This is a genomic window from uncultured Actinomyces sp., assembly GCF_963542285.1.
Classification (GTDB): domain Bacteria; phylum Actinomycetota; class Actinomycetes; order Actinomycetales; family Actinomycetaceae; genus Pauljensenia.
Genome location: NZ_CAUTWQ010000010.1, coordinates 21,542 through 44,304, shown reverse-complemented (window position 1 = coordinate 44,304; position 22,763 = coordinate 21,542). Strand labels below are relative to the sequence as shown.

Sequence of the window (22,763 nt, the reverse complement as noted above, 5' to 3'; positions counted from 1 at the left end):
GCACCTGTTGTGAAGAAATGAAGGATACACAATGAGCGAATTCCCAAAGATTATTGCCCATCGCGGCGCATCGACCCTTGCACCCGAGAATACGATCGCAGCCTTCGCCAAGGCCTCGGAAATTGGCGCGCGCTGGTGCGAATGCGATGTGGGCGTCATGGCTGATGGGACGCTGCTGGTGATCCACGATGACACGGTCGACCGCACAACGAATTCTTCAGGTTCTTGGGATTCCTGGGGCTACGGGGAACTGCGCCGACTCGATGCGGGTGCATGGTTTTCTCCGACCTACCGTTTTGAACGCATTCCTGAGCTGGCCGATGTGGTGTCTTTTGCGAATGCGACGCAGACCTCCTTCAATATTGAGCTCAAGCCGCGAGCCGCGGGGAAACGCCGAGATACATTAGTTGAAAACCTTCAGGTTGCACTGCAGTCCTTCGAAAATAAGGGCGGCCTGCTCATTTCTTCCTTCGACCACAAGCTGCTCGCCGCTGTCCGCCGGGCCATGCCCGAGCTGCCGCTGGCGTGGCTGTGCCGTCGCGATGAGGTCACTGCTGGTTCCTGGCGTCAGGCTGCCGATCTTGGGTGCAGCGCTATCCATCCCGCTTGGGAAGGGCTGACCGAGACCGAGGTGAACGATATGCTTAGCTCGGGCTTCGAAGTGAACGCTTGGACCGTTAACACCCTCGAGGATGCGCGAAAGGCTGCACAGTGGGGCGTGACGGGAATCTTTACCGACCGCGTACAAGATTTTCCCGCAGAGGCCCTGGCTCGCGCTTAAGAGTGCTGAATCACCCACGCCCACATAGCGATTGCCGCGGCGTGGCCCACGTTCATCGAGCGAGTCGAACCCCGCTGCGTGATGTGGAGGATCTCGCCGCACTGCGCGCGCATTTCTTCACTCAATCCACTGGATTCTTCGCCGAATATCAGGCATGCCTGAGCGGGGAGCTGGTGGCCTTCCAGCGGAATTGAGCCTGGCACATTGTCGATGCCGACCAACGACAATCCCCGTTCGCGCACCGAATCAGCGAATTCCGCGACATCACTGTGGTGGACAACGTCCAGGTATCGGTCCGTGACCATCGCGCCACGCCGATTCCATCGTCGCCTTCCAACAATATGTACGCGGCTGACTCCCAGAGCATTCGCGCTACGAACGATTGAGCCGATATTGAAGTCGTGTCCCAGATTTTCGATGGCAATTTCAAAGGGCAGTGCGTGGGCAGCGATATCGGCGATGATCGCCTCCATTTTCCAATATCGGTAGCGGTCCTCGACATTTCGCGAATCACCATCGGCAAGGAGCTGCGGGTCATAGACATTATCGCTCGGCCAGTTTTCGCGGCCGCCAGGCCAGGGGCCGACGCCCACTTGTGGCTGAGAGTTTGTGTCCATCATCGCCTTCTTCCTACCGAATGAACCCGCAAACAGATACATTAGATGCATGACGAATTCACTTTCCACCGCACTGTCGGATATGCCCCCGATTAGCGCATGGCTGTCAGATATGGACGGCGTTCTTGTAAAAGAGAATCGTGCTCTTCCCGGCGCTCAGGACTTCATCTCAGCGTTGGAAGAAAATGGGATCCCTTTCCTGGTTCTCACGAACAATTCGATTTTCACAAACCGTGATCTTTCTGCTCGGCTTGCAAACTCGGGCCTGAAAGTCCCCGAGGAACACATTTGGACCTCTGCCAATGCGACTGCCGCGTTCCTCTCTCAGCAGTCCCCCAACTCCACGGCGTATGTCATTGGCGAGGCGGGGCTGACGACGGCACTCCACGACGCGGGCTACGTGATGACCGACCAGGACCCCGAATACGTCGTTCTTGGAGAGACTCGCTTCTATGACTTTTACGCACTCACCACTGCAATCCGCCTGATCGAACGCGGCGCAAAGTTTATTGCAACCAACCCGGATGTTTCGGGCCCTTCCGATGAGGGAACCCTACCTGCAGCAGGCTCCATCGCAGCAATGATCCGGGCAGCGACCGGCAAGGCCCCCTATTTCGTCGGTAAGCCAAATCCCGTCATGATTCGCGCCGGCCTCAACAAGATCGGTGCACACTCCGAACAAGCTGCTATGGTTGGCGACCGCATGGATACGGATGTCCGCGCAGGTGTCGAGGCAGGCATGAGGACCTTCTTGGTGCTCTCGGGTTCAACACACTCAGATGACGTGGCGAACTTCCCCTACCGCCCCTTCCGTATCTACAACGGAATTGGTGACCTGATCCGTTACATCCAGCCCGCATCCAACTGAATGGGAACAATGATCACTCACGATCCTCAGCTCCTTGCCCTTCGTAGGCTCACTGCACCGATACTGGACACCGAAGAACCACTGACACACCTCAATGAGATTTCTTTGAGCGCTCAAGGTGCGGCTGTTTGCGGTCACGTCCTCATTGACCTTCTTGAGGAAAATGACCTCGCAATCGGTGACTACGAAGTGGTGATCGCACCCGAAGGTGACGGCGCGCTTGCTGCCGCGATGATTCACGCAGCGGGAGGGCGAGGGCTGGATCTGGATGCCGCACTTCTCCGTCCGACTCAGGCGACGGCCTCGGATGCGCTTTTCAATGGCGCACCCATCCACGGGCGTCCGGCGGTCCTTCTAGCGAACTCTTCTTTGGTCGACACCGGCGTGCTTCATAAAGCTGTTGAAAGCGCTGGTGTCACGGTGGTCGGAGTTGTTTCCCTCCTCCCCGACCCTTCGACGCGGGATTTCGCAAGCGAAGCCGGACTCACCTACTGCGCACCATCGCTTGCTGATTGATCACCAAAATGGTCATCATCACGTGATGTATGACATATAATTATGCTTACTCAATCCGTGAAGACAACGAGGTCTGCCCATGGTACGCCGCAACCGCAGTACTGCATCTTTATCTATTAACCCGCGCTCCGCGCAGAACATGTCGACCCGACCAGCCGACTTCACTGCGACCAAGCAACGCCTGAACCCCTTCAAGGTGTTTGGAGCTGTGGGCGCACTGATATCGATCATCACCTGTCTACTCATCCAGCTACCGGGCCTCGATGCCTCGGGAACCAGAATGTTTGGGATCTTCTTGGCAGCAATTCTCTTGTGGGTCACCGAGGCCGTCCCGCTTGCGGGTACCGCGGTCCTGGTGATTTTCCTCGAGGTTCTCTTCATCTCTGACCACGCTCTTTTGAGCATCCCCGAGAATGCCCCCGCCTACACAAAGTTTTTTGGAGCTCTGGCCAACCCAGTCATCATCCTCTTCTTGGGCGGATTTATGGTTGCCGACGGAGCTGCGAAGTACAAGGTCGACCGCGCGCTCTCCGCAGTGCTGCTGAAACCATTCATTGGCAAGCCGCGCCTGACCGTCATGGGCGTCATGCTCATCACCGCAATCATGAGCATGTTCATGTCAAACACCGCAACGACGGCAACCATGTTTGCCGTCATGATGCCGGTCATCATGGCCCTTCCCGAAGGTAAGGCACGAACAGGTATCGCCTTATCGATCCCGGTTGCTGCGAATGTTGGAGGCATGGGAACACCTGTCGGCACTCCCCCGAACGCCATCGCCCTGGGCGCCCTGGAAAACGCGGGTATCAAAGTCACCTTCTTCCAATGGATGCTGGCAGCCGTCCCGCTCATGCTGGTTCTTCTGGCACTATCGTGGGCATTCATCGCGTGGCGCTACATTCCCTCCAATGCAAAGTTTGACATTGACACCTCTGCGCGATTCGAGAAGTCAAAAAACGCCATCATCTTCTATGCGGTCGCAGGCCTGACGATCCTTCTGTGGATGACCGAATCTCTGCACCACATCTCCTCCAATATCGTTGGCTTCCTTCCCGTCGTCATTCTGCTCATGACGAAGGTGATGAGCGGAGATGACCTGCGCGCATTGGATTGGCCCGTTCTGTGGCTCGTTGCCGGAGGCATCGCACTCGGTTCCGGTGTCAGTGCGACTGGCTTGGATAAATGGATGCTCGGTTCGATCCAATGGGCCTCGATCCCAGGTGCACTGCTCATTCTGGTTCTGGCTCTGGTCGGATGGGTAACTTCCAACGTCATCTCCCACTCGGCCTCGGCGAACCTTCTGGTCCCCATGGGCATGGGCCTAGCAGCCACGGTATCGACAGGCGCCGCAGAGATCGCTATGGTCATTGCCCTCGGCTGCTCGCTGGGCATGTGCCTACCGATTTCGACCCCTCCGAACGCAATTGCCTACTCAACAGGAACCACCCCGACAAAGGAAATGGCCATCGTTGGTGTCATCGTCGGCGTCATCGGCATCATCCTTCTGTCCTTCGTCGCACCTTTGACCTGGGGTGCGATAGGGGTGATGTAGGTGCCTTTCCCCCCAGCCGAGGCCTCTTCCGCGAGCGCACCGGGGCTTGCTCACGGGTGGACGCGAGGCCCTGCACAAGGAGATGCTCAGGTTCTTGAACGAACCGATGTCCGCAGTGGTGGGCACAGGGCGGGCTATCACATTCATGTCCTCGTAGTTGGAGATAATTCCCGCCAAATTGCCGCTCCTCTCACGCGCGATCTCACGCAGTCTTTCCCAAACCTCTGCTTTGACCGCATCAAGGATCTCAGCGATCTAGACGTCTTCCTCGAGGACCTAGCAGACGATGACCATGTGGTCTTGGGAGTTGCAACCAGCGAGGTCCCCAATGTCGATGCCCTGATTGAATCCGCGCGTACATCCTCACTCATGGCATCGACACAGTGGATGCTGGTGAGCGACCAAGAAATTCATACCGACCTAGCGGTATGTACTGAATCGGGACATCTAGCCTCAGTAGTACGCTCCCCGTGGACAGTCCCCTTGCTATCCGGCCAAGCGTACTCAACCATGCGCCGCTACCTCGAGGAATGCGGATACTGCGGAGGAGAGATCCTCACTCTCATCCAGGGTCCCCCTTCTTTCGCGGTTCAAGGGCCAATCCTCGAAGGCCTCGATCTCAATGAGGCTCAGGTTGTCCACGAGTTACTTGAAGGTGTCGAGAGGGTCCTGGGTCCTCGACCTCGGATCATTCTCCCAAGGGGAACTCACCTGCTAACTCAGGGCCACAGAGTCGAAGCAGTTCACCTGGTCCTTGAGGGGACGGTTTCGCTCCACCGCGACTCACGCCACGGCGAGGTTCTTGCCCACCTTGCGACCTCGGGCCCGCTCATTGGTCTAATTTCACTTGCACGAGGCGAGAGCGCCTTTTTTACCGCCCTGACGACAAGCGAAGCAACCGTGGTGCGTCTGACCACCGAACAGCTTCAGATCGCACTGACGGAAGATCCGTCAATTTCAACGGTCTTAACTGCGTTGGCAATTCGTTCACTGACGCGACGTCTCATGCGAGCCGAGGACCTTCATGTCGAAAATGCGATGCTGGCTGAAGACTTGGAACGCCAAAAAGAAGAACTGGCGGCTACCTTGGAAGACCTGCGTGCAACGCGCGCAAAGCTTGTTGAAGGCGCTCGTTTTGCCATGCTCGGCGAACTCAGCGCTGGAATTGCCCACGAACTCAATAATCCCGTCACCGCCCTTTTGAGGGCGGCCGGGCATCTTCGTGAAGATACCGAGGACGTAGTCAGTTCACCCGAACCGGAGGCATGTCTCAAGGCGCTCAATTCTGCGATGGACCTTCCACCCCTTTCAACCGCTCGCGAAAGGGAATTACAAAAGGAATTCTTGCCAATCCTTCACGATCGCAGCGTTATTCGGCAGCTGATCCGTGCAGGGCTGAGCGAGCGCGAGCAGGCGCAAAAGCTCGCAGATGACCCCAAACAGCTGCTTGCCTTCCAGGCAGGAGCTCGATTAGGAAGCTCCCTACGATCAGTCCTAGCCTCTGGTGAGCGCATCATCGCACTCACGCAGTCACTAAAGGGCTACGCGCGCCCTGATGCCGACGAACGCAAAGAGGTCGATGTTCGGCGAGGGATCGATGATGTGCTGCGATTGACCTCGCACCGGGTTCACGGGATCGATGTCGTCTGCGAATACGAGGATGTGGAGCCGGTCCTCGCCCATCCCAGCAAATTGCAGCAGGTATGGACCAATCTCATTGTGAACGCGGCTGAGGCAATCGAGGACGAGGCCGCAGACCTCAAGGCGCGCGCAGAGGCCAGCCCGGCCTCGGGAATTCACCTTCCCGCGCGCGGGCATGACGAGGCGCGAATTATCATCCGGGTCGCAATGGATGGAAATCAGGTCGAGGTCCAGATCTGCGATAACGGCCCCGGTATTGCACCCGAGGTTTTGGACCGTATTATGGAACCACATTTCACAACGAAGGCTGGCCGCGTGCGCTTCGGCTTGGGAATGGGCATGTCCATCGTCCACTCGATCATCGCTGATTTGGATGGGCGACTACTCATTGACTCTTACCCGGGATCCACTACGATGCGGATCCTTATTCCAGCACACCATGTACACGAGGAGGAATCATGACGCTGACCATTTTGTCCCTCGAAGACGAGGCTGAGGTTCGTCAGGCGCTGGAACGTGACCTTGAGGAATTCGACGGTCGCGTCCGTTTGGAATTGGCAGAAGACGCCTCCGATGCGTGGAGCGTTGTCGACGAAATCGACTCGGATGGGGATGAGCTCGCTTTGGTCCTCTCCGATCATCGCCTACCGGGAAAGTCGGGTGTCGATTTCCTTGTTGAGCTGACTGCAGATCCAAGGTTTAGTTCGACTCGCACGGTGTTGGTTACGGGACAGGCCGATCAAAGCGACACCATCAAGGCGCTGAACCAGGCCGGTTTGGATTACTACATCGCCAAGCCTTGGGATCCACAAACGCTTCGAAACGTTGTCCGCGAGCAGCTGACGGACTATGTGCTTGAGACCGGAATCGACCCTCTTCCCTACATGCCCGTACTCGACGCAGTTCGAATCATGGAGTCAATTCGGTAGCGAAATAAACTGAAGTGCCCCGGTTGGAGATGTGAACTGCGCCCCGAAACTTGGACGCTTTTAATGGTAGCCGTTATGCGGCTTCTCGTTGGGCCTGATTCCGGTATTCTGCCGGGGTCAGGCCCTTGAGCTTTACTTGGCGTCTTGTTGTGTTCCAGTGCGTGATGTAGGCGTCGAGGTCGGCTTTGAAGCTCTCGAAGGTCTGCCAGTCTTGGCCGCGGAAGAATTCGTCCTTGAGGTGTCCGAAGACCTGCTCGGTGGCGCCGTTGTCGATGCAGTTGCCTTTGCGTGACATGCTCTGGATGAAACCGTTCTCGGCGAGCGTGCTGATGTAGGTCTCGTGCTGGTATTGCCATCCCATGTCTGAGTGCAAGATCGGCTTGGCCCCTGCTGGTTTGGCCTCCATGAGTATCTGGAGCATCTCTTGTTGCTGGGCGAGGTTGGGGCACATTGAGATGGAGTGGGCGACGATCTCTTTGCTGGCAAAGTCGTAGACCGGAGCGAGGTAGGCCTTACCGAAGGAGAGCTTGAACTCGGTGACATCGGTCCCCAATTTCTGCCAGGGGCCGGTCGCCGTGAAGTCGCGACCGATGATGTTGTCGAAGCTTTGTCCCACGGGTCCCTTGTAGGAGTTGTACCTGTGGTAGTTCGTCTCCCGGTGTATGCCGCAGCGCAGCCCCATCTCACGCATCATCTTCAAGACCGTCTTGTCGGCGATGCGCTCCCCTTCCTCAGCGCGCAGGCACATGGCTACCTGCCTGTGACCGCACCCGTTGGGGGTTCCCGAAAAGATCTGTGCGACCTTAGGCTGCAGATGCGCCCTGGTTGGCTGCTGGGGGTGAGCCAGCGCGTAGTAGTAGCTCGACCTAGCAAGGCCAGCCACCTCAAGGAGATCACCCACCGCGTGTCCAAGCCCTGAAAGCTCGGCGACCACTAGGGCTTTGTCCCGGTTTGGGAGCGCCTCTGCGCCTTCAGGGCAATCGATTTTTTTAGGTACGCCACCTGCGCCTCAAGCTTGCGCACACGCTCGGCGAGTTCCTCCTCACGCGTTGGAGGCACCGCCCGCACCGACCCCTTCGGCCTGCCCTTAGGCTTGGGCATCAGGGCCTGCGCGCCGCCCTGCCGGTACAGCCTGCACCAATTCTTCAGCGGTGTCGCGCTCGCAATACCGAAGCGCACCATCGCCTCAGGTTTACTCATCCCACCATCAACCACGGCGCTCGCTGCAGCGACCTTGGTCGCATAGTCATATCTGGCCTGCTTCACTCCCATGGCAAGAAGCCCGTCCTTCCCGATAGCGCGGTATGTCTTTTGCCAGTGTCGCACGGCCTCAGCAGGCACACCCAGCCTCTAGGCGGTCAAACCATAGCCAATCCCCCTCTCAAACATCTCCACAGCCTGCTCGCGAAGCAAACGATCATGCCTCAACCGCAGATCCACAGACATGAAAAGCCTCCCATTCCCTGGACTTCACTTTCGATGTCCAAGAAACGGGAGGCAGATTACACCATACGGTGGGGGCATTTTATGCAGTTACCCAAACAAAAATAATGCATCCCTCCCCTATGCTGGATATAAGCCAGCACCGGAGCAAGGTAGGGAACACCGCCATGAACCTCAACAAACTCTTCACCGCGCTACGGCAACGCAAAAACACCCCGGCACGCAACCAGCAGGCCGGGCGGCACGAACGCTACACGCACGCCCTCGAACAATTCCTCGACGGGCATCAGCCCGCCGTCCGCCTCGGCGGGGTGTACACACTCGTAAACCTCGCAGACGAATGGCTCGCCGACGCATCCCTCCCTGAGCAGGTGCGCCGCGAAGAAGCCCAGGTCATTGTTGACGCGCTAACCGGGTGCATCCGCACGCCCTACCCCCTCACCCAGAGCCGGCAGGCCCTAGAATCAGACGAGGCACCCGAAGGGTACGAAGGCGACTTTACGCGCGATCAGGAGGCACTACGCGAAGAGCAGCTGGTACGCCGCACAGTCTTCATGGAGTTCAGCCGCCACCTCGCCGCAGTCGCCGAGAGTAACAATGCAGACAGCGAGGCAATCCAGCACGCAGTGCCGCCAATATCGCCCATGTGGGCTGACCTGCGCTTCGACTTTGGCGGCGCACCCATCTTCTACCCGCTGGGGCAGCTGTACTTTCAGAACGCAGATTTCGCCTCCGCGACTTTCCACGGTCCGGCGGATTTCTCCGGCGCGACCTTTCACGGTGACACCAGCTTTTCCGCAGCACAGTTCACGGCTGACGCATCCTTCCGCGGTGCGAACTTCACCGACTGGGTGGGGTTCAGCGCCGCACACTTCGCGGGCGCGGCTGAGTTCAGCGGGGCGCATTTTGCAGATGCGGCAAGCTTCGCAACCGTAACCTTCACCGGCGGGGCTAACTTCTCAGACGCGGTCTTTTCAGCTGCGGCGGACTTCGCGGTATCCGTATTCAAATCCGATGCCGACTTCTCACGGTTGAACACCGCAGGCATAGCCAGCTTCGCGGCGGTCACCTTTGACGGAAAGGCAGTATTCACCGCCTCCACGTTCCACGATGAAGCGCACTTCGCCGCGTCGGTCTTCAACCGCCCGGCGGTGTTCTCCAAGTCGCTGTTCGGCGGGGCCGCGCGCTTTGCCGGTATAGCCACCAAGCAGTCCGCAATGTTCAGCAACGTGCGCTTTACGGGCGCGGCGGACTTTAGCGGGGCGTCCTTCACACAGTACGAGGATTTTGGTGGGGCGCGGTTCGACGGCGACGCCACGTTCAGCCGGTCGTCTTTTATTGCGCTTCCAAGGACGCGCTATGAGATGGACTTCCCGCAGTACGCGAACTTCAGTAACGCGACCTTCGCGCAGGATGCCGACTTTAGTCAGGCGACGTTCACAGCGTCTGTCGGCTTCTACAAGGCGACGTTCGCGGGGGCGGTGAGCTTCAACGGGACGAGCTTTGAGGGAGCCTACTTCACGGATGCGACGTTCAGTCAGAAGGCTGATTTCAGGCAGACTAGATTCTCGTACGCTGAGCCGTCTTTTTGGGACTCGGAGGGTCGACAGAAGAGTGCCCGGTTCTCAGCGCAGGCGGATCCGCAGGATTACCTGTTCGAGGCACTCCCGGGAAGCCCGCACGGTTTCAGCTGCGGCACGGCGAAGCTTCTTAATAGAACGTTCGTTCTCCCTCTTGGTGCGGTGCTGTACGACCCGGATTCCTGGGACGAAGAGAAACAGGACTACACCCGCGTCAGTGAGCCTGCGCAGTAGAACCTAGCTCTCCCCTACCGTCGGGGAGGCAGATCAATGCATCCAACCGGGGCACTTGCGTGTTATCAGTGTCTTCTACGAATCACTAGGGCGGCGCCAGCACCCAGCACAATTGCCAGTGCTGCTGCAGGTATCCACCACCATCGCGGGAATTGTGCCACGGTCGATTCAGCGGCCTCATCATTGCTCAGCTGGGCTGCTTGAGCCGGAGAATCTGAATCGGCAGCCGGACTCTCGCTGAGCGTCGGAGTAGCGCTTGACTCTGCTGAGACAGCCAATGGAACAGCCCCGCTGCCACCACTTACTCCCCCAAGAACGCGTTGGGAACCAGAAGAGTTAGTGCGCGATCCAAGCAAGCGTTCACCCGCACTGACTTGCCCCAGAGTATTGCTCGGTGGGGTCGAATTCGTTTGGGTGGGCGGCTGAGCCGATGGACTTTCCGAGGCCTTTAGATCTGCAGCCGAAGGACTCGCCGCAGGAGCCGGCGCAGATTCTGTCGGGACAGGCGTCGGAGCACTTGTTTGATCCGGCGTGGGCACCGGCGCCACTGAGGGGGTATCTACTGAGGGACTGGGCGAAGGAGTCGGCTGCTCAGAGGGCTGTTCGCTTGAGGGGGCGGGCGTGGGGACCGCGGCCTCGTGAACGGATACGTTCCAGCTCACCGGTGCAGCGATCTCCTTGTCTCCATCGAGCGCACGAATCTGTAGTCGATAGTGACCGGGACGCGAGAACACCCAGTTTGCGTGCATGTGAGTCGGCGAGTCAGTGTGAATGAGCGACTTTGCGGGGTCTGCAGAGTCGACCATGATATTTGCCGGACCACCGAAAGTTCCTCCCTGGAAGAAGGCAACTCTCGAGTCCTTCGGAGATTCCACAACCTTCAGCTCATAATCGATTCCCTTGGGGAATTGAGAATAGTCGATACCTTCCGTGCTGACCCCAGGCCAGACGATGTCGGGATTTTGAGTTTCAGGAAGCACATAGCTGGATTCACCAATCGCGCCCAGAACGTCATAACTGGGATCAGATAGGCTCTGCGGACGGGTGAAGCGCGCGTTGACACCGACCTTCCACGTCACTGAATCTATTGCACGCATGACTGAGGTCTTCTCTCCCGTTAGGGAATCATCCTTCAGCACCAGCGAGTAGTTCGTGGGGGCGCCAGAATCCACGCGAAGACGCAGATCCATATGTCCGCGTGCGAGTTCGACCGGATTGGTCTTCAGGGCATCAGCCGCGTGATCGTTACTGGTATCAGGAATATTCGGCGCGGGAGAAGGAGTCGGCACCGGAGAAGGAAGCAGCGGTTCACTGGTTGGTGCGGGAGCCGGTTCAGCAGGGCTGCCACCCGGCCACATCTTCAACTTCAGATCCATTCCGAATGAGGAGGATAGTTCCACATCTTCCTGCGCCTTCGTAGTCATGGATGCCAAAGACTTGGGGTGCGGGCGAACACTAAACTTCATATACATGGGCTGCCCAATGCAGGCACCCAAATCCTGCTGCTGGATATCAATTCCCCCCTTTCCAAGGGTGCCTTCAATGGCACACCAAGGGGAAAAGTCATATTCGCTTTCGAAGAACTCAACTTTATAGGCAGCACGCAATTCGGGATCATCAGCCTGAACCTGAACTGTGTACTGGTCTTCGCTTCCTTCCTTACGGATATAGGAGACATGAACTCCTGGGCGCGAAACCGAAATCTGCGCTGGATCCCAAACGGGACTCGGATCCGGATTAGAGGGTTCTATGATGACCGAACTCGCTCGAGTGACGCGGACCTCCGCGCGGTCTCGCTGTGAGAAGGCCTGAGGCGTCGATGCCCAGCGTGCACTACCGCTTCCAGCCTCGGGAATAAAGACCGCCTGAATTAGCGCATCATCGTCACCCAGAAGTTCACGCACCTGCGCTTTCCCGTCGACCACGGGTTCTTCGGTGAGGAAGTATCCGTTGACGGTCAACCAGAGGCGACCTTGATCTGTTGAGTGACCAGTATTGAAGGTGATCTCCGTCAGGTGCTGGTCTCCGGGATGTTCACGCTCCGGGTTGGGAGCAAGGGTCAACGAGGGCTGCGCCTGAACGCCATCGCTGCGCTGTGCCTGTGCAGCAGCAAAAGCCTGGTGAATATCTGTGATACTTCCGGAAGACGGGTTAGATCCACCGACCTGCCAGGTCAGTGACTGGATGGGTGAGGTGTAGATCGTTTTCCCATCGATTGAACGAGCATTCACACGGAAGCGTGCTTGGTAGCGTCCCGGTTGCGTGAAGGTCGTGAAAAGGTGCGTGTGACGCGGGTTGTAGACCGATCGATAGGCGATGTCGTGGCTCGACAGGAAACGCGACACCGAATCTCCGTGATCGATAAACATCTCCATCCGACCCGGACCGTCAACATTAATCAGGTCTAGGGTGTAGGTGCTTCCATCAAATTCATCAGGCGCTGCCCATTCGACGGAGGAGTCTGCGCCGAGGCCCGCCCAAATTGGAGTGTTGTTGGGACCGGGGTTTTGCGGGGCTGCGTTGAGGACTGAGTGCTCAGGACCAAGGAAGGCAAGGTCAGGACGCTTTTCAGGAATCTCTAATTGATACTTCGCGTCTTGTGCTCCGCTGCCTGCCCAGGCTTTGGGAAGCCATAGAACGGTCTTTTCCACCGGCATATTGATGGTGTTCATCGTGAAACTATGCGTATCCGCATGCCAGATCGGAATGGGGGCATCGACGTGTTGACCGGTAACGACCCATTCGGCATCGCGATCAGGCCCAGCCCATGCGAGCTGGGGCATAAGGGCAATGGTCAGGGCTAGGGCTCCGGTAGAAATGATCCTCTTTACTCTCATAATGAGAATCATTATCACAGTAGAAGTGTGTGAGCGTCAATTCCGCCACTGACCACACAAAACACTACATATGCGGAATCGAACGCATGACGCGGCGCGTGACCCAACGCGGAGCAATTCGCATTGCAGCCATTGCCACCTTGTAGACCGGCGTGGGAGTCACCAATACCTGACCGCGTCGCATTGCAGCCAAAGCTTCGGTCACAACCTGCTCTGAGGTTGCCCACAACCATTGAGGCGCTGCGGACATGTCGACGCCTGCGGCCTCGAAGAAGTTCGTATGCACCGGTCCCGGGCATACTGCTGTCACAGTGACACCACTGCCCCGAAGTTCCTCCGATAGCCCCTCACTGAATGCACGAATCCACGCCTTATGCGCGCTATACGTCCCCGCACCAGTCTCTGATGCAACCGAGGAAACATTGATGATGGCTCCCCGTCCACGCGCACGCATGGCATTGAGCGCCGCATAGGAAAGAACCATGGGCGCACGAACCATAACATCCAGAGCGTTTTCTTCGGCCTCAATGGCGTTATCGATAAATGAGCGCCCCAGCGCAAAACCCGCGTTATTCACCAACAAACCAACGGGTGATTGCTCATCCGACAAACGCTGAGCGACACGCTCAACATCACCAGCAACACCAAGATCAGCAACGATCACTTCCGCATTGACTCCAGCGATCTGATGCAAATCCTCAGCGAGTTTTCGCAGCCTCTCTTCGCGCCGCGCCACAAGGACCAGGTCGTGATGAGCCGCTGCTAGCTGCCAGCAAAATTCTTCGCCAATACCCGAGGTTGCTCCGGTCACAAGTGCGATACCCATGGCCATCATCTTAATGGCCTCCGCGTATGCTGGTTTGCATGAGGCTTGCAACTTGGAACGTTAATTCAATCCGCACCCGCGTCGACCGCGTTATTGCTTTCCTTCAGCGCTCCGACGTCGACGTCCTTGCAATGCAAGAAATTAAATGCAAGCCTGAACAATTCCCAGTTGAAGCCTTCGAGGCCGCCGGATACCAGGTGATCATGCACGGCCTCAACCAGTGGAATGGCGTCGCCGTCGCCTCGCGCCTTCCAATCGTTTCACACGAGGTGAACTTCCCCGGTCAGCCCGGCTTCGGTGATCCTGAGGTCGTTGAGGCCCGCGCACTGGGAGTCACCGTCCTCGATGGCGACCAAGAAGTGACAACGTGGAGTCTCTACGTTCCGAACGGACGCGAGCTCGACCATCCGCACTACTCCTACAAGCTCGAATGGCTCAAAGCCCTACTCACAGTTGGAGATTCCTGGCTTGAAGAAAAACGCCAAATCGCACTGGTTGGCGACTGGAATATCGCACCCTACGATCATGATGTTTGGGATGTGACCGCCTTCGAAGGCCAGACACACGTCTCCCCCGCTGAACGACATGCCTTCTTCGCTTTCGCTCAACACGGCTGGGAAGAGGTCACCCGCGAGCGCGTCGATCAATACACCTACTGGGACTACCAGAAACTTCGCTTCCCCAAAAATGAGGGAATGCGCATCGACTTCATCTACGCCTCGCCACAACTCGCGCAACGCGTCACAGCAGCAGAAATTGATCGTGATGAACGCAAGGGGAAGGGCGCTTCTGATCACGTTCCCGCGATCATTGACCTCGCATAGCCCGCACGATCTCTTCATTGAGCGGGCCCCAATGATCGTGATGCCATTGGCCGAAGGGGCGTTCTCCTACAAAGACCGCACGCTCTGCGGAAATCGGATCAACCCACAGGAATGAACCAGCCTGCCCGAAGTGGCCGAAAGTTGCCGCAGACGACTGGGGTGCAGTCCAGTGGGGATTCTTTTCTCCCTTAATTTCGCAGCCCAATCCCCATGGACAGGGATGATAGTTCCCATATCCGGGGACAATGCCAGTCAGTTCAGGGAAGTGAACATTCTGTGCACTGGACGCGAGTTCGCTTGATATCAGAGTCGGATGGGCAAGTTCGCGAGCAAACACCATCAGGTCAGCCGCATTCGCACGGCCCGAATAGGCAGGTGAACCTTCAATTTCTAGGCTAGCCAGCCCCAAAGGCTCACTTACGCTTTCCTCAATCCAGCGAGAAATCGGGCTTCCCGTCGCTTCTTCAAGCATCTGTCCGGCAACTTCAATTCCCGCATTTGAGTAAATTCGTCGCTCTTCTGGTGCGCGTTGTAGGCGCGCCTCGCTCATCGCCATTCCCGAGGCATGCGAGAGCAGGTGCTCAAGCGTCACTCCCGGGAAGGGAGCTGGCGCATCCAAGGTGATGAGGCCCCGAGAAACCGCAACCAGCGCGGACCACGCGGTGAAGAGTTTGGTGACCGAGGCCAGAGGGAAAACCTTCTCGGGATCCCCCCAGCTCAGCGAGCTACCGCCGTCATTTTCAGCACAAATCACTGCCTGGAAGGGAATCGAGGAAAACTCTGGAGACATCGCCCGCACGTCAGTTCTGAGCGCTGGAGTACTCCACCAGGAGTTGTTGGAAGGGCGCTGCCGCCTTGCGTGGAATCATCGATCCAAGCGCGAGAAGCTGCTCGGCACTATAGCGCAATTCCCGAACCGCGAAGGCCAAGTACTTAATGATGAGTTCGCGGCTATCAAGACGCTCGCCGTCCCAACCACCGAGGATCACCATTCCGTACCACCGCTCGACAAGCCTGCGAGTATCCACCGGATTCTCGGGATCATAATCGGGCATCTCCTTGGCCAGTTTCTCAAGGAGCTGGAGCATCGCATCGACTCGATATGAGAAATGATCATGGGCCGGATGACTCTCGTTCACAGACTCAACGGTAAAAACGCGATCCAGATCAGTCATCACCTGGTTGTCGGAGGCTGCAGCAAGGCGCAGGTGCGCAGCGATCCACTCATTCATGGTCGCAACTTTTGCACCGCGTTCTTCAAGGATCGGATCGCCGGGAGTACCATCTTCTGTTTCGGCAGTCACGACCTCAACATCGAAAATACCGAAAGCCTCTTCGAAGGCTTCGATAACATTCAGGACCAGAGCATCCTTCGTCGGGAAGTGATACATAACGGTCGGATGGGAAACACCGATTTCTTCAGCAAGATCTCGCAAAGAAAAACCGTAGTAGCCGCGCATTGACAACAACTGCGTTGCCCCGCGAATAATCGTCGTCCGGGTGGAACGTCCAACGGAGTAGCTACCTCGCTTCTTACGGGCAGGACCGGTTTGCGAATTTTCGTCTTCGCTCACGGCTACCTCCTTCATTCTTCAGTTCTGCTCTGTTGGGTGGGGATAACTCTTAAAGTCTAAGCGAAAATGCGGGTGGTGCGAAATTATTCGCACCACCCGCAAGTCACTACCGATCAGTGATTGGACACCTCAACGCGGAGCCCTTCAAGATCATCGGTGACGTCAACGGTGACAGTATCGCCCTCTTCAACCTCACCGCTCAGAAGCAGTTTGGCCAGTCGATCGCCGATCTCGCGCTGGATCAGTCGACGCAGAGGACGCGCACCGTAGGCCGGATCGTATCCTCGCCTGGTTAGCCAGCCGCGCGCACCTTCGGTGACATTGAGACTGATTCGACGGTCCTTCAAGCGATCCGCCATAGATTCAACCAAGAGATCAACGATTCCAGACAGATCCTCGGGGCTGAGCGGATCAAAGATCACGGTCTCATCCAGACGGTTGATGAACTCAGGCTTGAAGGATGCGCGCACGGCGTTCATTACGCCTTCACGCTTTTCTTCTTCGCTGAGCGAAGGATCGGTCAGGAACATCGATCCCAAGTTCGAGGTCAGGATCAGGATTGTGTTCCTGAAGTCCACGGTACGTCCCTGACCATCGGTCAAACGTCCGTCATCCAAGACCTGCAAAAGAATGTTGAAGATCTCAGGGTCTGCCTTTTCAACTTCGTCCAAGAGGACGACGCTGTAGGGGCGACGACGCACGGCCTCGGTCAGTTGACCACCCTGTTCGTAGCCGACGTATCCCGGAGGGGCACCGACCAAACGGGCTACAGAGTGCTTCTCGGAATACTCCGACATATCGATTCGAACCATCGCACGTTCATCATCAAAGAGGAACTCTGCCAAGGACTTGGCAAGTTCGGTCTTACCGACGCCCGTGGGGCCAAGGAAGAGGAAGGAACCGGTGGGCCGATTCGGATCGGACAGCCCGGCGCGTGAACGACGGACCGCATCGGAAACCGAGCGGACAGCATCCTTTTGACCAATCAGTCGATGAGCAATGAAGTCCTCCATATGGACGAGCTTCTCGCTTTCTGTCTGGAGCAGTTTGCCCACAGGGATTCCGGTCCACGATTCGACAACCTCAGCGATCTCAGTCGGACCGACCTTCTCAGCGATCATTGGCTCATTGGCCTCGTTCGCCTTTTCTTCAGCCTCAGCCTTTTCTTCCTCTTCGCGAATCTGACGTTCAATCTGAGGAATATCGCCGTTCTGGAGACGTCCAGCTTCTTCGAATCGACCAGCGCGAATCGCCAGCTCCAACTGGGTACGCAACTCATCCAATTGGACGCGGAGCTCACCCACCCGGTTGTGACCAGCCTTTTCGGCTTCCCAACGACTGGTGAGAGCGGAAAGCTCTTCGTTCTTGTTCGCAAGGTCTTCACGAAGCTTCTCGAGGCGCTCAGCCGTGGCCTCGTCCAGACCATCGGGGTCAGACTCGGTCAGGTAGGACTCTTCCATACGGAGACGATCCACCTGGCGACGCAGAACGTCAATCTCCTCGGGCGAGGAGTCAAGCTCCATGCGAAGGCGGGAGGCGGCCTCGTCGATCAGGTCAATGGCCTTATCGGGAAGCTGACGCCCGGTAATGTAGCGATCGGACAGTTGGGCCGCTGCAACCAAAGCACCGTCAGAAATGGTGATCTTGTGGTGTGCTTCATACTTCGGAGCAATACCACGCAAGATTGCGACGGTGTCCTCAACCGAAGGTTCACCAACGAACACCTGCTGGAAACGACGCTCAAGGGCGGGGTCCTTTTCGATGTTCTCGCGGTACTCATCCAGGGTTGTTGCACCAACCATGCGGAGCTCACCGCGGGCAAGCATGGGCTTGAGCATATTGCCCGCGTCCATTGCCCCTTCAGCACCGCCACCGGCACCGACGACCGTGTGAAGTTCGTCGATAAAAGTGATGATCTCGCCGTCAGATCGTTCGATCTCGCTAAGAACAGCCTTGAGGCGTTCCTCGAATTCGCCACGATACTTCGCGCCTGCAACCATCCCGGTCAGATCAAGAGCGATCAGCTTCTTATTCTTCAGGGATTCTGGGACGTCTCCAGCGACGATTCGCTGAGCGAGGCCTTCGACGACGGCGGTCTTACCGACGCCGGGCTCACCGATGAGAACAGGGTTGTTCTTGGTTCGACGAGATAGCACCTGGATCACGCGGCGAATTTCGCTATCACGGCCAATCACCGGGTCCAGTTTTCCTTCGCGAGCCACCTCAGTGAGGTCGCGTCCATACTTCTTGAGGGCCTCGAAGGAGCCTTCGGGATCGGCACTGGTAATGGGATCGGGGCGAAGCTCATCTAGAGCCTTCTGCAAGCGTTCTGCGGTTGCACCGTTTTCACGCAGGATCTCACCTGCGCTATCGTCATTTGCGGCCAACGCAATGAGCAGGTGTTCAGTAGAAACGTAGGCGTCTCCCTTAGCGTCTGCTCGCTTGCGGGCGTCGTTAATCACCTGGATCAGACCACGTGACGTCTGCGGCTGGGCGACACTCGAACCGCTGGTTGAGGGCAGCGCCACCAGCGCATTGCGCGTACGCGCACCGATCTGCTGCGGGTTTGCGCCAATTGCTTGAAGCAGGGAGTAGGCAATGCCCTCACCCTGTTCAAGAAGTGCTTCCAAGAGGTGCAGAGAATCCACCTGCGGGTTCCCAGCGGCCTGTGCCGACTGGACCGCACTGCTCACTGCCTCTTGGGCTTTGCTTGTAAATTGTTCAGTCATCATTCCTCCTGCCGCTCATAACGGGCGGCTTTTTTCGTTCTGACTTACACAACGTCAACAAACTTGAGTCTATTCCACTCAACTTTATTTTTCTGCACGAATCAGCATTCGAAAACAGATTTCACAGAAAAGAAAAAAGAACGCCAAGCTGAACGCGTAACACGCCAGCTCAGCGCCCCACATATGAGCAGTTTTAGCGCGAACGACGCAGGTAAATCCCCAGACCGATCACGCTCAAGCCCAGCATTCCCACGACACTCGACCACGTCATCGCATCGGGAGCCTTTGACAGCGCGACCGACTCATTAAAGCCCGTCATTCCAACCATTTTCAGACCATCAGGAGAGCACACGAGCGTGTAGTCACCAGCCTGCAGTCCCGAAACTGTCCACTGGTTCAAGGTGGACTGCATAGGATGCTCTCCCCCATCGCTTCCGCGAAGGAGGCACGAGCTCGCCTGCCCCGAGGTCACCTGAACAACATAGCCACCGCTTGAATCCACACTCACGCTCTGACCGCTGGAAACCTCGCGAGCGCTCGCCTGCATCGCAGAAAAATCCGCACCCGACATTGCAATTCCAAAGAAAGTCACGGGAGCAATGAGCACGGACATAACAATGCCCAGCACGATCACGCCAATTCCGCGACGGCGTTTCTTCGCCGAACGACGAGCCTGCGCAGGAACACCGATTTCCTCACCACGAATCGGCTGAGCCGGTGGCGCATAGCCGAGTTTCCCGCCGGAAGTGCGTAGTTTGATCCGTCTTTGTTCCCCTTCGCGAGGCAGCGCGCTCCCCTCCGGTACGGAGTCCCCTTCCCTCTCAGATGCAGCCTCGATCGACGAGGCCTGCCGGGTCTCGGGTGCCCGCGCGGGGGTGATCGCGGGCTCGGCCTCGGAATAACGTTCAAAACGCGGGCCGCGCGAGGGAAGGACCAGCTCACCATACTGATCCCAGGGCACACCCTGCCCTGATCGCGATTCCTCAGCGCTCATGTCGTTCCAAACGCTCGCGGAGCTCTGGGCGCGAAATGGTCGCTGCTAAACGTTCGCGACGAAGTTCCGCGACCCCCGGAACTTCAAGGGGTTCAAGTTTGTGTCCCAAAGCGCGCTCAAGCAAAAGGTCCGCAAGCTGGGGGTTACGCGCGAGAACCGGGCCATGTAAGTAGGTCGCAATGATTGACCCCTGAACAGCACCGTCGATACGCGGCGCTTTGAGGAGAGCATCATCCTCAGAAGCATTCTGCTCATCAAAGCCTTCGGGAGGAAGAATCGAGTTCCCCTTACCGAAAAGTACCTTCCCCAATGGACGCGCATCGGGACCCAGCTGGCTTCCACCACCGTGGTTTTCAAAACCTGTCAGCGGCTCAGATAGTCCATCAATCTCGGGTTGAACAACAAGTTCGCCGATTGAACGCTTTCCCTGGGGACGAGTCGTCAGATCCAAGAGGCCCAAGCCATCTACCTTGCGATTGCGCGCATCTGTGTACCAGTGGCCCAAGATTTGAAGTGAAGCGCAGATCGCCAGAAGAGGCCTACCCGCTGCGACAGCATTCTTCAAACCGGGATCGGCAGTGAAAGTCTCAACCGCAAGTTCTTGGGCCGCGTCTTCACCACCACCAAGGGTGTAGATATCGAGATCATCGGGAATCACATCACCAACACCGACATACTGAATCTGGGCGTCAAAGCCACGCCGACGCGCGCGTTCCGCGAGCACCAGGGCGTTGCCACCGTCCGCGTAGGTCCCCAAGACTTCGGGGAGAAGAACACCAATTCGCAGTGCACTCATTCCGCTTCCTCCGCTTGACGATGAGAATCCAAAACCCGCTTAAAATCACGCAAAGCCGTGTAGTTGAGAAGAATTTCAACCCTGCCCGGTACGCACGATTGCAGCGCATCCATTGGCAGCGGGAAAAGTTCACAGTGAACGCCCGCATATTCCAATCGAACTGCGAGGTCTGCACCGCGCTCGCCACAGGCATAAACCTTGCGATGTGGAGCGCCAAGAACCGAAAAGTCCACATCCCACAGCCACGACAGGTCTTGCCCGTCAGCAACCTGGCCATTGATCGCGACAATCACCTGATCAACACTGGGGTCAATCATGTACATGGCTTCCTGCCAGCCCGCGGGATTCTTTGCCAGCATGAGCCTGGCCAGTCGGCCATGGATTTCGTAGGTCGAATAGCGCCCTGCGACCTCAACGACCTCGGACATTGCGCGGCACGCGGCCTGCGGGTCAACACCCATCGCAACGGCCGCAGCCAGCGCCTGGAGCGCATTGGACAAATTGGCACGCCCCGGCAGAGAGAGCCGCAGAGGAATTCGCAAACCATCCTTACGGCAGGCAGTCGCACCGGGGTGGGAAGGATCGGAAAGGTCCTCGTCTTCAAGCCACCACAGTGGATCGGGGCGACGATACTGGTCCAAACCCTCATCCGAAGAAGAGGCCGTCAAAGGAACGACTCGCCAGGAATCATCAGCGTGGATGACGCGTCCACCGCGCGGGAAGGCAGTCGAATCCCCCATCCATGCATGTCCGGCAGCAACCCACTGAACATTGGGACTATCCCAGGCAGCCGAAGCGACCAAGGGATCATCACAGTTCGCAATCACAACAGCATTGGGATGTTCATTGACCGCCTTCCGGAGGCGGCGTTCAACAGCTCCGATCTCACCCACTCGATCCAGCTGATCTCGTGAAAGGTTCAGCAAAACCATGGCCTGCGGATCCACAAAACGCGACACCGTGGGCATGTGCATCTCGTCAACTTCGAGCGCGGCAAGCGGAGCATCCGAACGCATGAGTGCGGTGGTAATTCCCGGGGTCATATTGTCTCCATTTGTATTGGAGGCAACATGACCAATCGAAAAGAGCGCAGCGCGAAGCAGGCGAGTTGTTGTTGACTTTCCATTGGTGCCAGAAACGACAACACTTCGGCGGTTCTTTGCCAATTCTGCGAGCAAATTCGGGTCAAGCTTCAGGGCTACTTTGCCACCGATCATTCCACCCGAACCGCGTCCGAGGCGGCGAGAGGCCCAACTGGCCCCCTTCCCCGCTGCTACTGCCACGCGCGAACGTAAAGTCAATGAAGTCATGGAACCTACACTACATTGATTGCTTCATAGCTTCTCCACAGCTTGGACATAATTCTCACAGATCAGCTGTGGGCAAAGTTAGTGTCATGAACACGAACGCAGCACTCCAAACGCAGGGGCAGAGCGCCACGACATTCGCTTCCACTCTCAGCGCGAAGCTTGTCGACTCGATCCGCACCCATGCACGCGTCCTGCGCTACTTGGCATCATCACTGTCCTCAACCGTGCTGGACTACACAATGCTGCTCATCCTGAATGCAGCCACCGGCGGAGTCTTCCTGTCGGTCGCAGTGGCCAGGGTCTCCTCGTGTTCCTTGAACTTCGCTCTGAACCGGAAGGTTTTCAACGCTCGCGGTGGAATTGTCGCGACCGCAATCCGCTATGCGATCATGGCAGCAAGCGTAATGACAATGTCCTACCTGATGATCCAAGCTTTGGTAACAGCTGGCATGGCTCTGTGGCTGGCCTCTTTAACCGCCAACACTACGCTCTTCATCGTCAATTACCTGGGCCAGAACTTCTTCGTCTTCGGCACCTTAGCTGACCTTCACTCCTCAATTTCCGAGGCCGTGGCCGGGTTTCAGCAGACAGCAATGCGGGTCACCGGCATCCTTTCGTCGATGCTTGCACGGATTACCAGGCGGGATCTGGTCTTAGCTGCCTGAAAATAGGGAGCAAAAAGGGGAGGCATTTTCATGCCTCCCCTCACTCA

At 57.3% G+C, this 22,763-nt stretch carries 20 protein-coding genes; 9 read left to right on the top strand and 11 right to left on the bottom strand.

The features are described from left to right. Positions 1-31 precede the first annotated feature (31 nt). Positions 32-781: a glycerophosphodiester phosphodiesterase family protein gene (locus RW023_RS05625; RefSeq protein WP_315580282.1), complete on the top strand. Its 750-nt coding sequence runs from the start codon at positions 32-34 to the stop codon at positions 779-781. Here the strand turns inward: RW023_RS05625 and RW023_RS05620 are convergent. Then, on the bottom strand, positions 778-1,401 hold the full coding sequence (locus RW023_RS05620) for an RNA methyltransferase (RefSeq protein ID WP_315580281.1): 624 nt from the start codon (positions 1,399-1,401) through the stop codon (positions 778-780). The two genes, RW023_RS05625 and RW023_RS05620, sit on opposite strands and share 4 nt — an antisense overlap. Positions 1,402-1,447: 46 nt before the next feature. Between RW023_RS05620 and RW023_RS05615 the strand changes: the two genes are divergently transcribed. The 5 genes from RW023_RS05615 to RW023_RS05595 all read left to right on the top strand — a co-directional run bounded on the left by RW023_RS05615 (position 1,448) and on the right by RW023_RS05595 (position 6,904). Then, on the top strand, positions 1,448-2,266 hold the full coding sequence (locus tag RW023_RS05615) for an HAD-IIA family hydrolase (protein ID WP_315580280.1): 819 nt from the start codon (positions 1,448-1,450) through the stop codon (positions 2,264-2,266). Between the two features lie 9 nt (positions 2,267-2,275). Continuing rightward, on the top strand, positions 2,276-2,782 hold the full coding sequence (locus RW023_RS05610; RefSeq protein ID WP_315580279.1) for a hypothetical protein: 507 nt from the start codon (positions 2,276-2,278) through the stop codon (positions 2,780-2,782). A gap of 139 nt (positions 2,783-2,921) precedes the next feature. Next, positions 2,922-4,334, top strand: a complete 1,413-nt coding sequence (locus RW023_RS05605; RefSeq protein WP_315580295.1) for a DASS family sodium-coupled anion symporter — start codon at positions 2,922-2,924, stop codon at positions 4,332-4,334. Next, positions 4,335-6,437 carry an ATP-binding protein gene (locus tag RW023_RS05600; RefSeq protein ID WP_315580278.1) on the top strand — a complete coding sequence of 701 codons (2,103 nt, stop codon included), beginning with the start codon at positions 4,335-4,337 and terminating at the stop codon, positions 6,435-6,437. It begins immediately after the preceding gene. Next, positions 6,434-6,904: a response regulator gene (locus RW023_RS05595; RefSeq protein WP_315580277.1), complete on the top strand. Its 471-nt coding sequence runs from the start codon at positions 6,434-6,436 to the stop codon at positions 6,902-6,904. The genes RW023_RS05600 and RW023_RS05595 overlap by 4 nt, the downstream gene beginning before the upstream one ends. Before the next feature lie 73 nt (positions 6,905-6,977). Here RW023_RS05595 and RW023_RS05590 read toward each other — a convergent pair whose 3' ends face one another. Both RW023_RS05590 and RW023_RS05585 read right to left on the bottom strand, forming a co-directional pair. Next, positions 6,978-7,805 (bottom strand): IS3 family transposase, encoded by an 828-nt coding sequence (locus RW023_RS05590; protein ID WP_315580276.1) that lies wholly within the window; start codon positions 7,803-7,805, stop codon positions 6,978-6,980. A 32-nt stretch (positions 7,806-7,837) separates the two neighbouring features. Continuing rightward, a complete protein-coding gene (locus RW023_RS05585) occupies positions 7,838-8,176 on the bottom strand; it encodes a helix-turn-helix domain-containing protein (RefSeq protein WP_315580275.1) in 339 nt (112 codons plus the stop codon). 338 nt (positions 8,177-8,514) lie between these two features. Between RW023_RS05585 and RW023_RS05580 the strand changes: the two genes are divergently transcribed. Next, on the top strand, positions 8,515-10,161 hold the full coding sequence (locus RW023_RS05580; RefSeq protein WP_315580274.1) for a pentapeptide repeat-containing protein: 1,647 nt from the start codon (positions 8,515-8,517) through the stop codon (positions 10,159-10,161). A gap of 65 nt (positions 10,162-10,226) precedes the next feature. On the opposite strand, the gene RW023_RS05575 is transcribed toward RW023_RS05580, so the two are convergent. After that, the gene (locus RW023_RS05575; RefSeq protein WP_315580273.1) at positions 10,227-12,998 is read right to left on the bottom strand and encodes a choice-of-anchor M domain-containing protein; all 2,772 of its coding nucleotides are present in this window, start codon (positions 12,996-12,998) and stop codon (positions 10,227-10,229) included. A gap of 64 nt (positions 12,999-13,062) precedes the next feature. After that, the gene (locus tag RW023_RS05570; protein WP_315580272.1) at positions 13,063-13,824 is read right to left on the bottom strand and encodes an SDR family oxidoreductase; all 762 of its coding nucleotides are present in this window, start codon (positions 13,822-13,824) and stop codon (positions 13,063-13,065) included. 38 nt (positions 13,825-13,862) lie between these two features. On the opposite strand from RW023_RS05570, the gene RW023_RS05565 reads away from it, so the two are divergent. After that, positions 13,863-14,648 carry an exodeoxyribonuclease III gene (locus RW023_RS05565; RefSeq protein WP_315580271.1) on the top strand — a complete coding sequence of 262 codons (786 nt, stop codon included), beginning with the start codon at positions 13,863-13,865 and terminating at the stop codon, positions 14,646-14,648. On the opposite strand, the gene RW023_RS05560 is transcribed toward RW023_RS05565, so the two are convergent. From RW023_RS05560 to RW023_RS05535, 6 genes are all read right to left on the bottom strand, one after another. Next, positions 14,632-15,438, bottom strand: coding sequence for a serine hydrolase domain-containing protein (locus tag RW023_RS05560; RefSeq protein WP_315580270.1), 807 nt, complete (start codon positions 15,436-15,438; stop codon positions 14,632-14,634). The two genes, RW023_RS05565 and RW023_RS05560, sit on opposite strands and share 17 nt — an antisense overlap. Before the next feature lie 10 nt (positions 15,439-15,448). Further along, positions 15,449-16,222, bottom strand: a complete 774-nt coding sequence (locus tag RW023_RS05555) for a helix-turn-helix domain-containing protein (RefSeq protein WP_315580269.1) — start codon at positions 16,220-16,222, stop codon at positions 15,449-15,451. A 113-nt stretch (positions 16,223-16,335) separates the two neighbouring features. Next, positions 16,336-18,951 (bottom strand): ATP-dependent chaperone ClpB, encoded by a 2,616-nt coding sequence (clpB, locus tag RW023_RS05550; protein ID WP_315580268.1) that lies wholly within the window; start codon positions 18,949-18,951, stop codon positions 16,336-16,338. A gap of 193 nt (positions 18,952-19,144) precedes the next feature. Continuing rightward, positions 19,145-19,945 carry a hypothetical protein gene (locus tag RW023_RS05545; RefSeq protein WP_315580267.1) on the bottom strand — a complete coding sequence of 267 codons (801 nt, stop codon included), beginning with the start codon at positions 19,943-19,945 and terminating at the stop codon, positions 19,145-19,147. Beyond that, positions 19,935-20,741: a glutamine amidotransferase gene (locus RW023_RS05540; protein ID WP_315580266.1), complete on the bottom strand. Its 807-nt coding sequence runs from the start codon at positions 20,739-20,741 to the stop codon at positions 19,935-19,937. Before RW023_RS05540 ends, RW023_RS05545 begins: the two co-directional genes overlap by 11 nt. Next, positions 20,738-22,051, bottom strand: a complete 1,314-nt coding sequence (locus RW023_RS05535; RefSeq protein ID WP_315580265.1) for a MurT ligase domain-containing protein — start codon at positions 22,049-22,051, stop codon at positions 20,738-20,740. The genes RW023_RS05540 and RW023_RS05535 overlap by 4 nt, the downstream gene beginning before the upstream one ends. A gap of 86 nt (positions 22,052-22,137) precedes the next feature. Here RW023_RS05535 and RW023_RS05530 point away from each other — a divergent pair, with 86 nt between their 5' ends. Next, a complete protein-coding gene (locus tag RW023_RS05530) occupies positions 22,138-22,716 on the top strand; it encodes a GtrA family protein (protein WP_315580264.1) in 579 nt (192 codons plus the stop codon). The last annotated feature ends 47 nt before the right edge of the window (positions 22,717-22,763 follow it).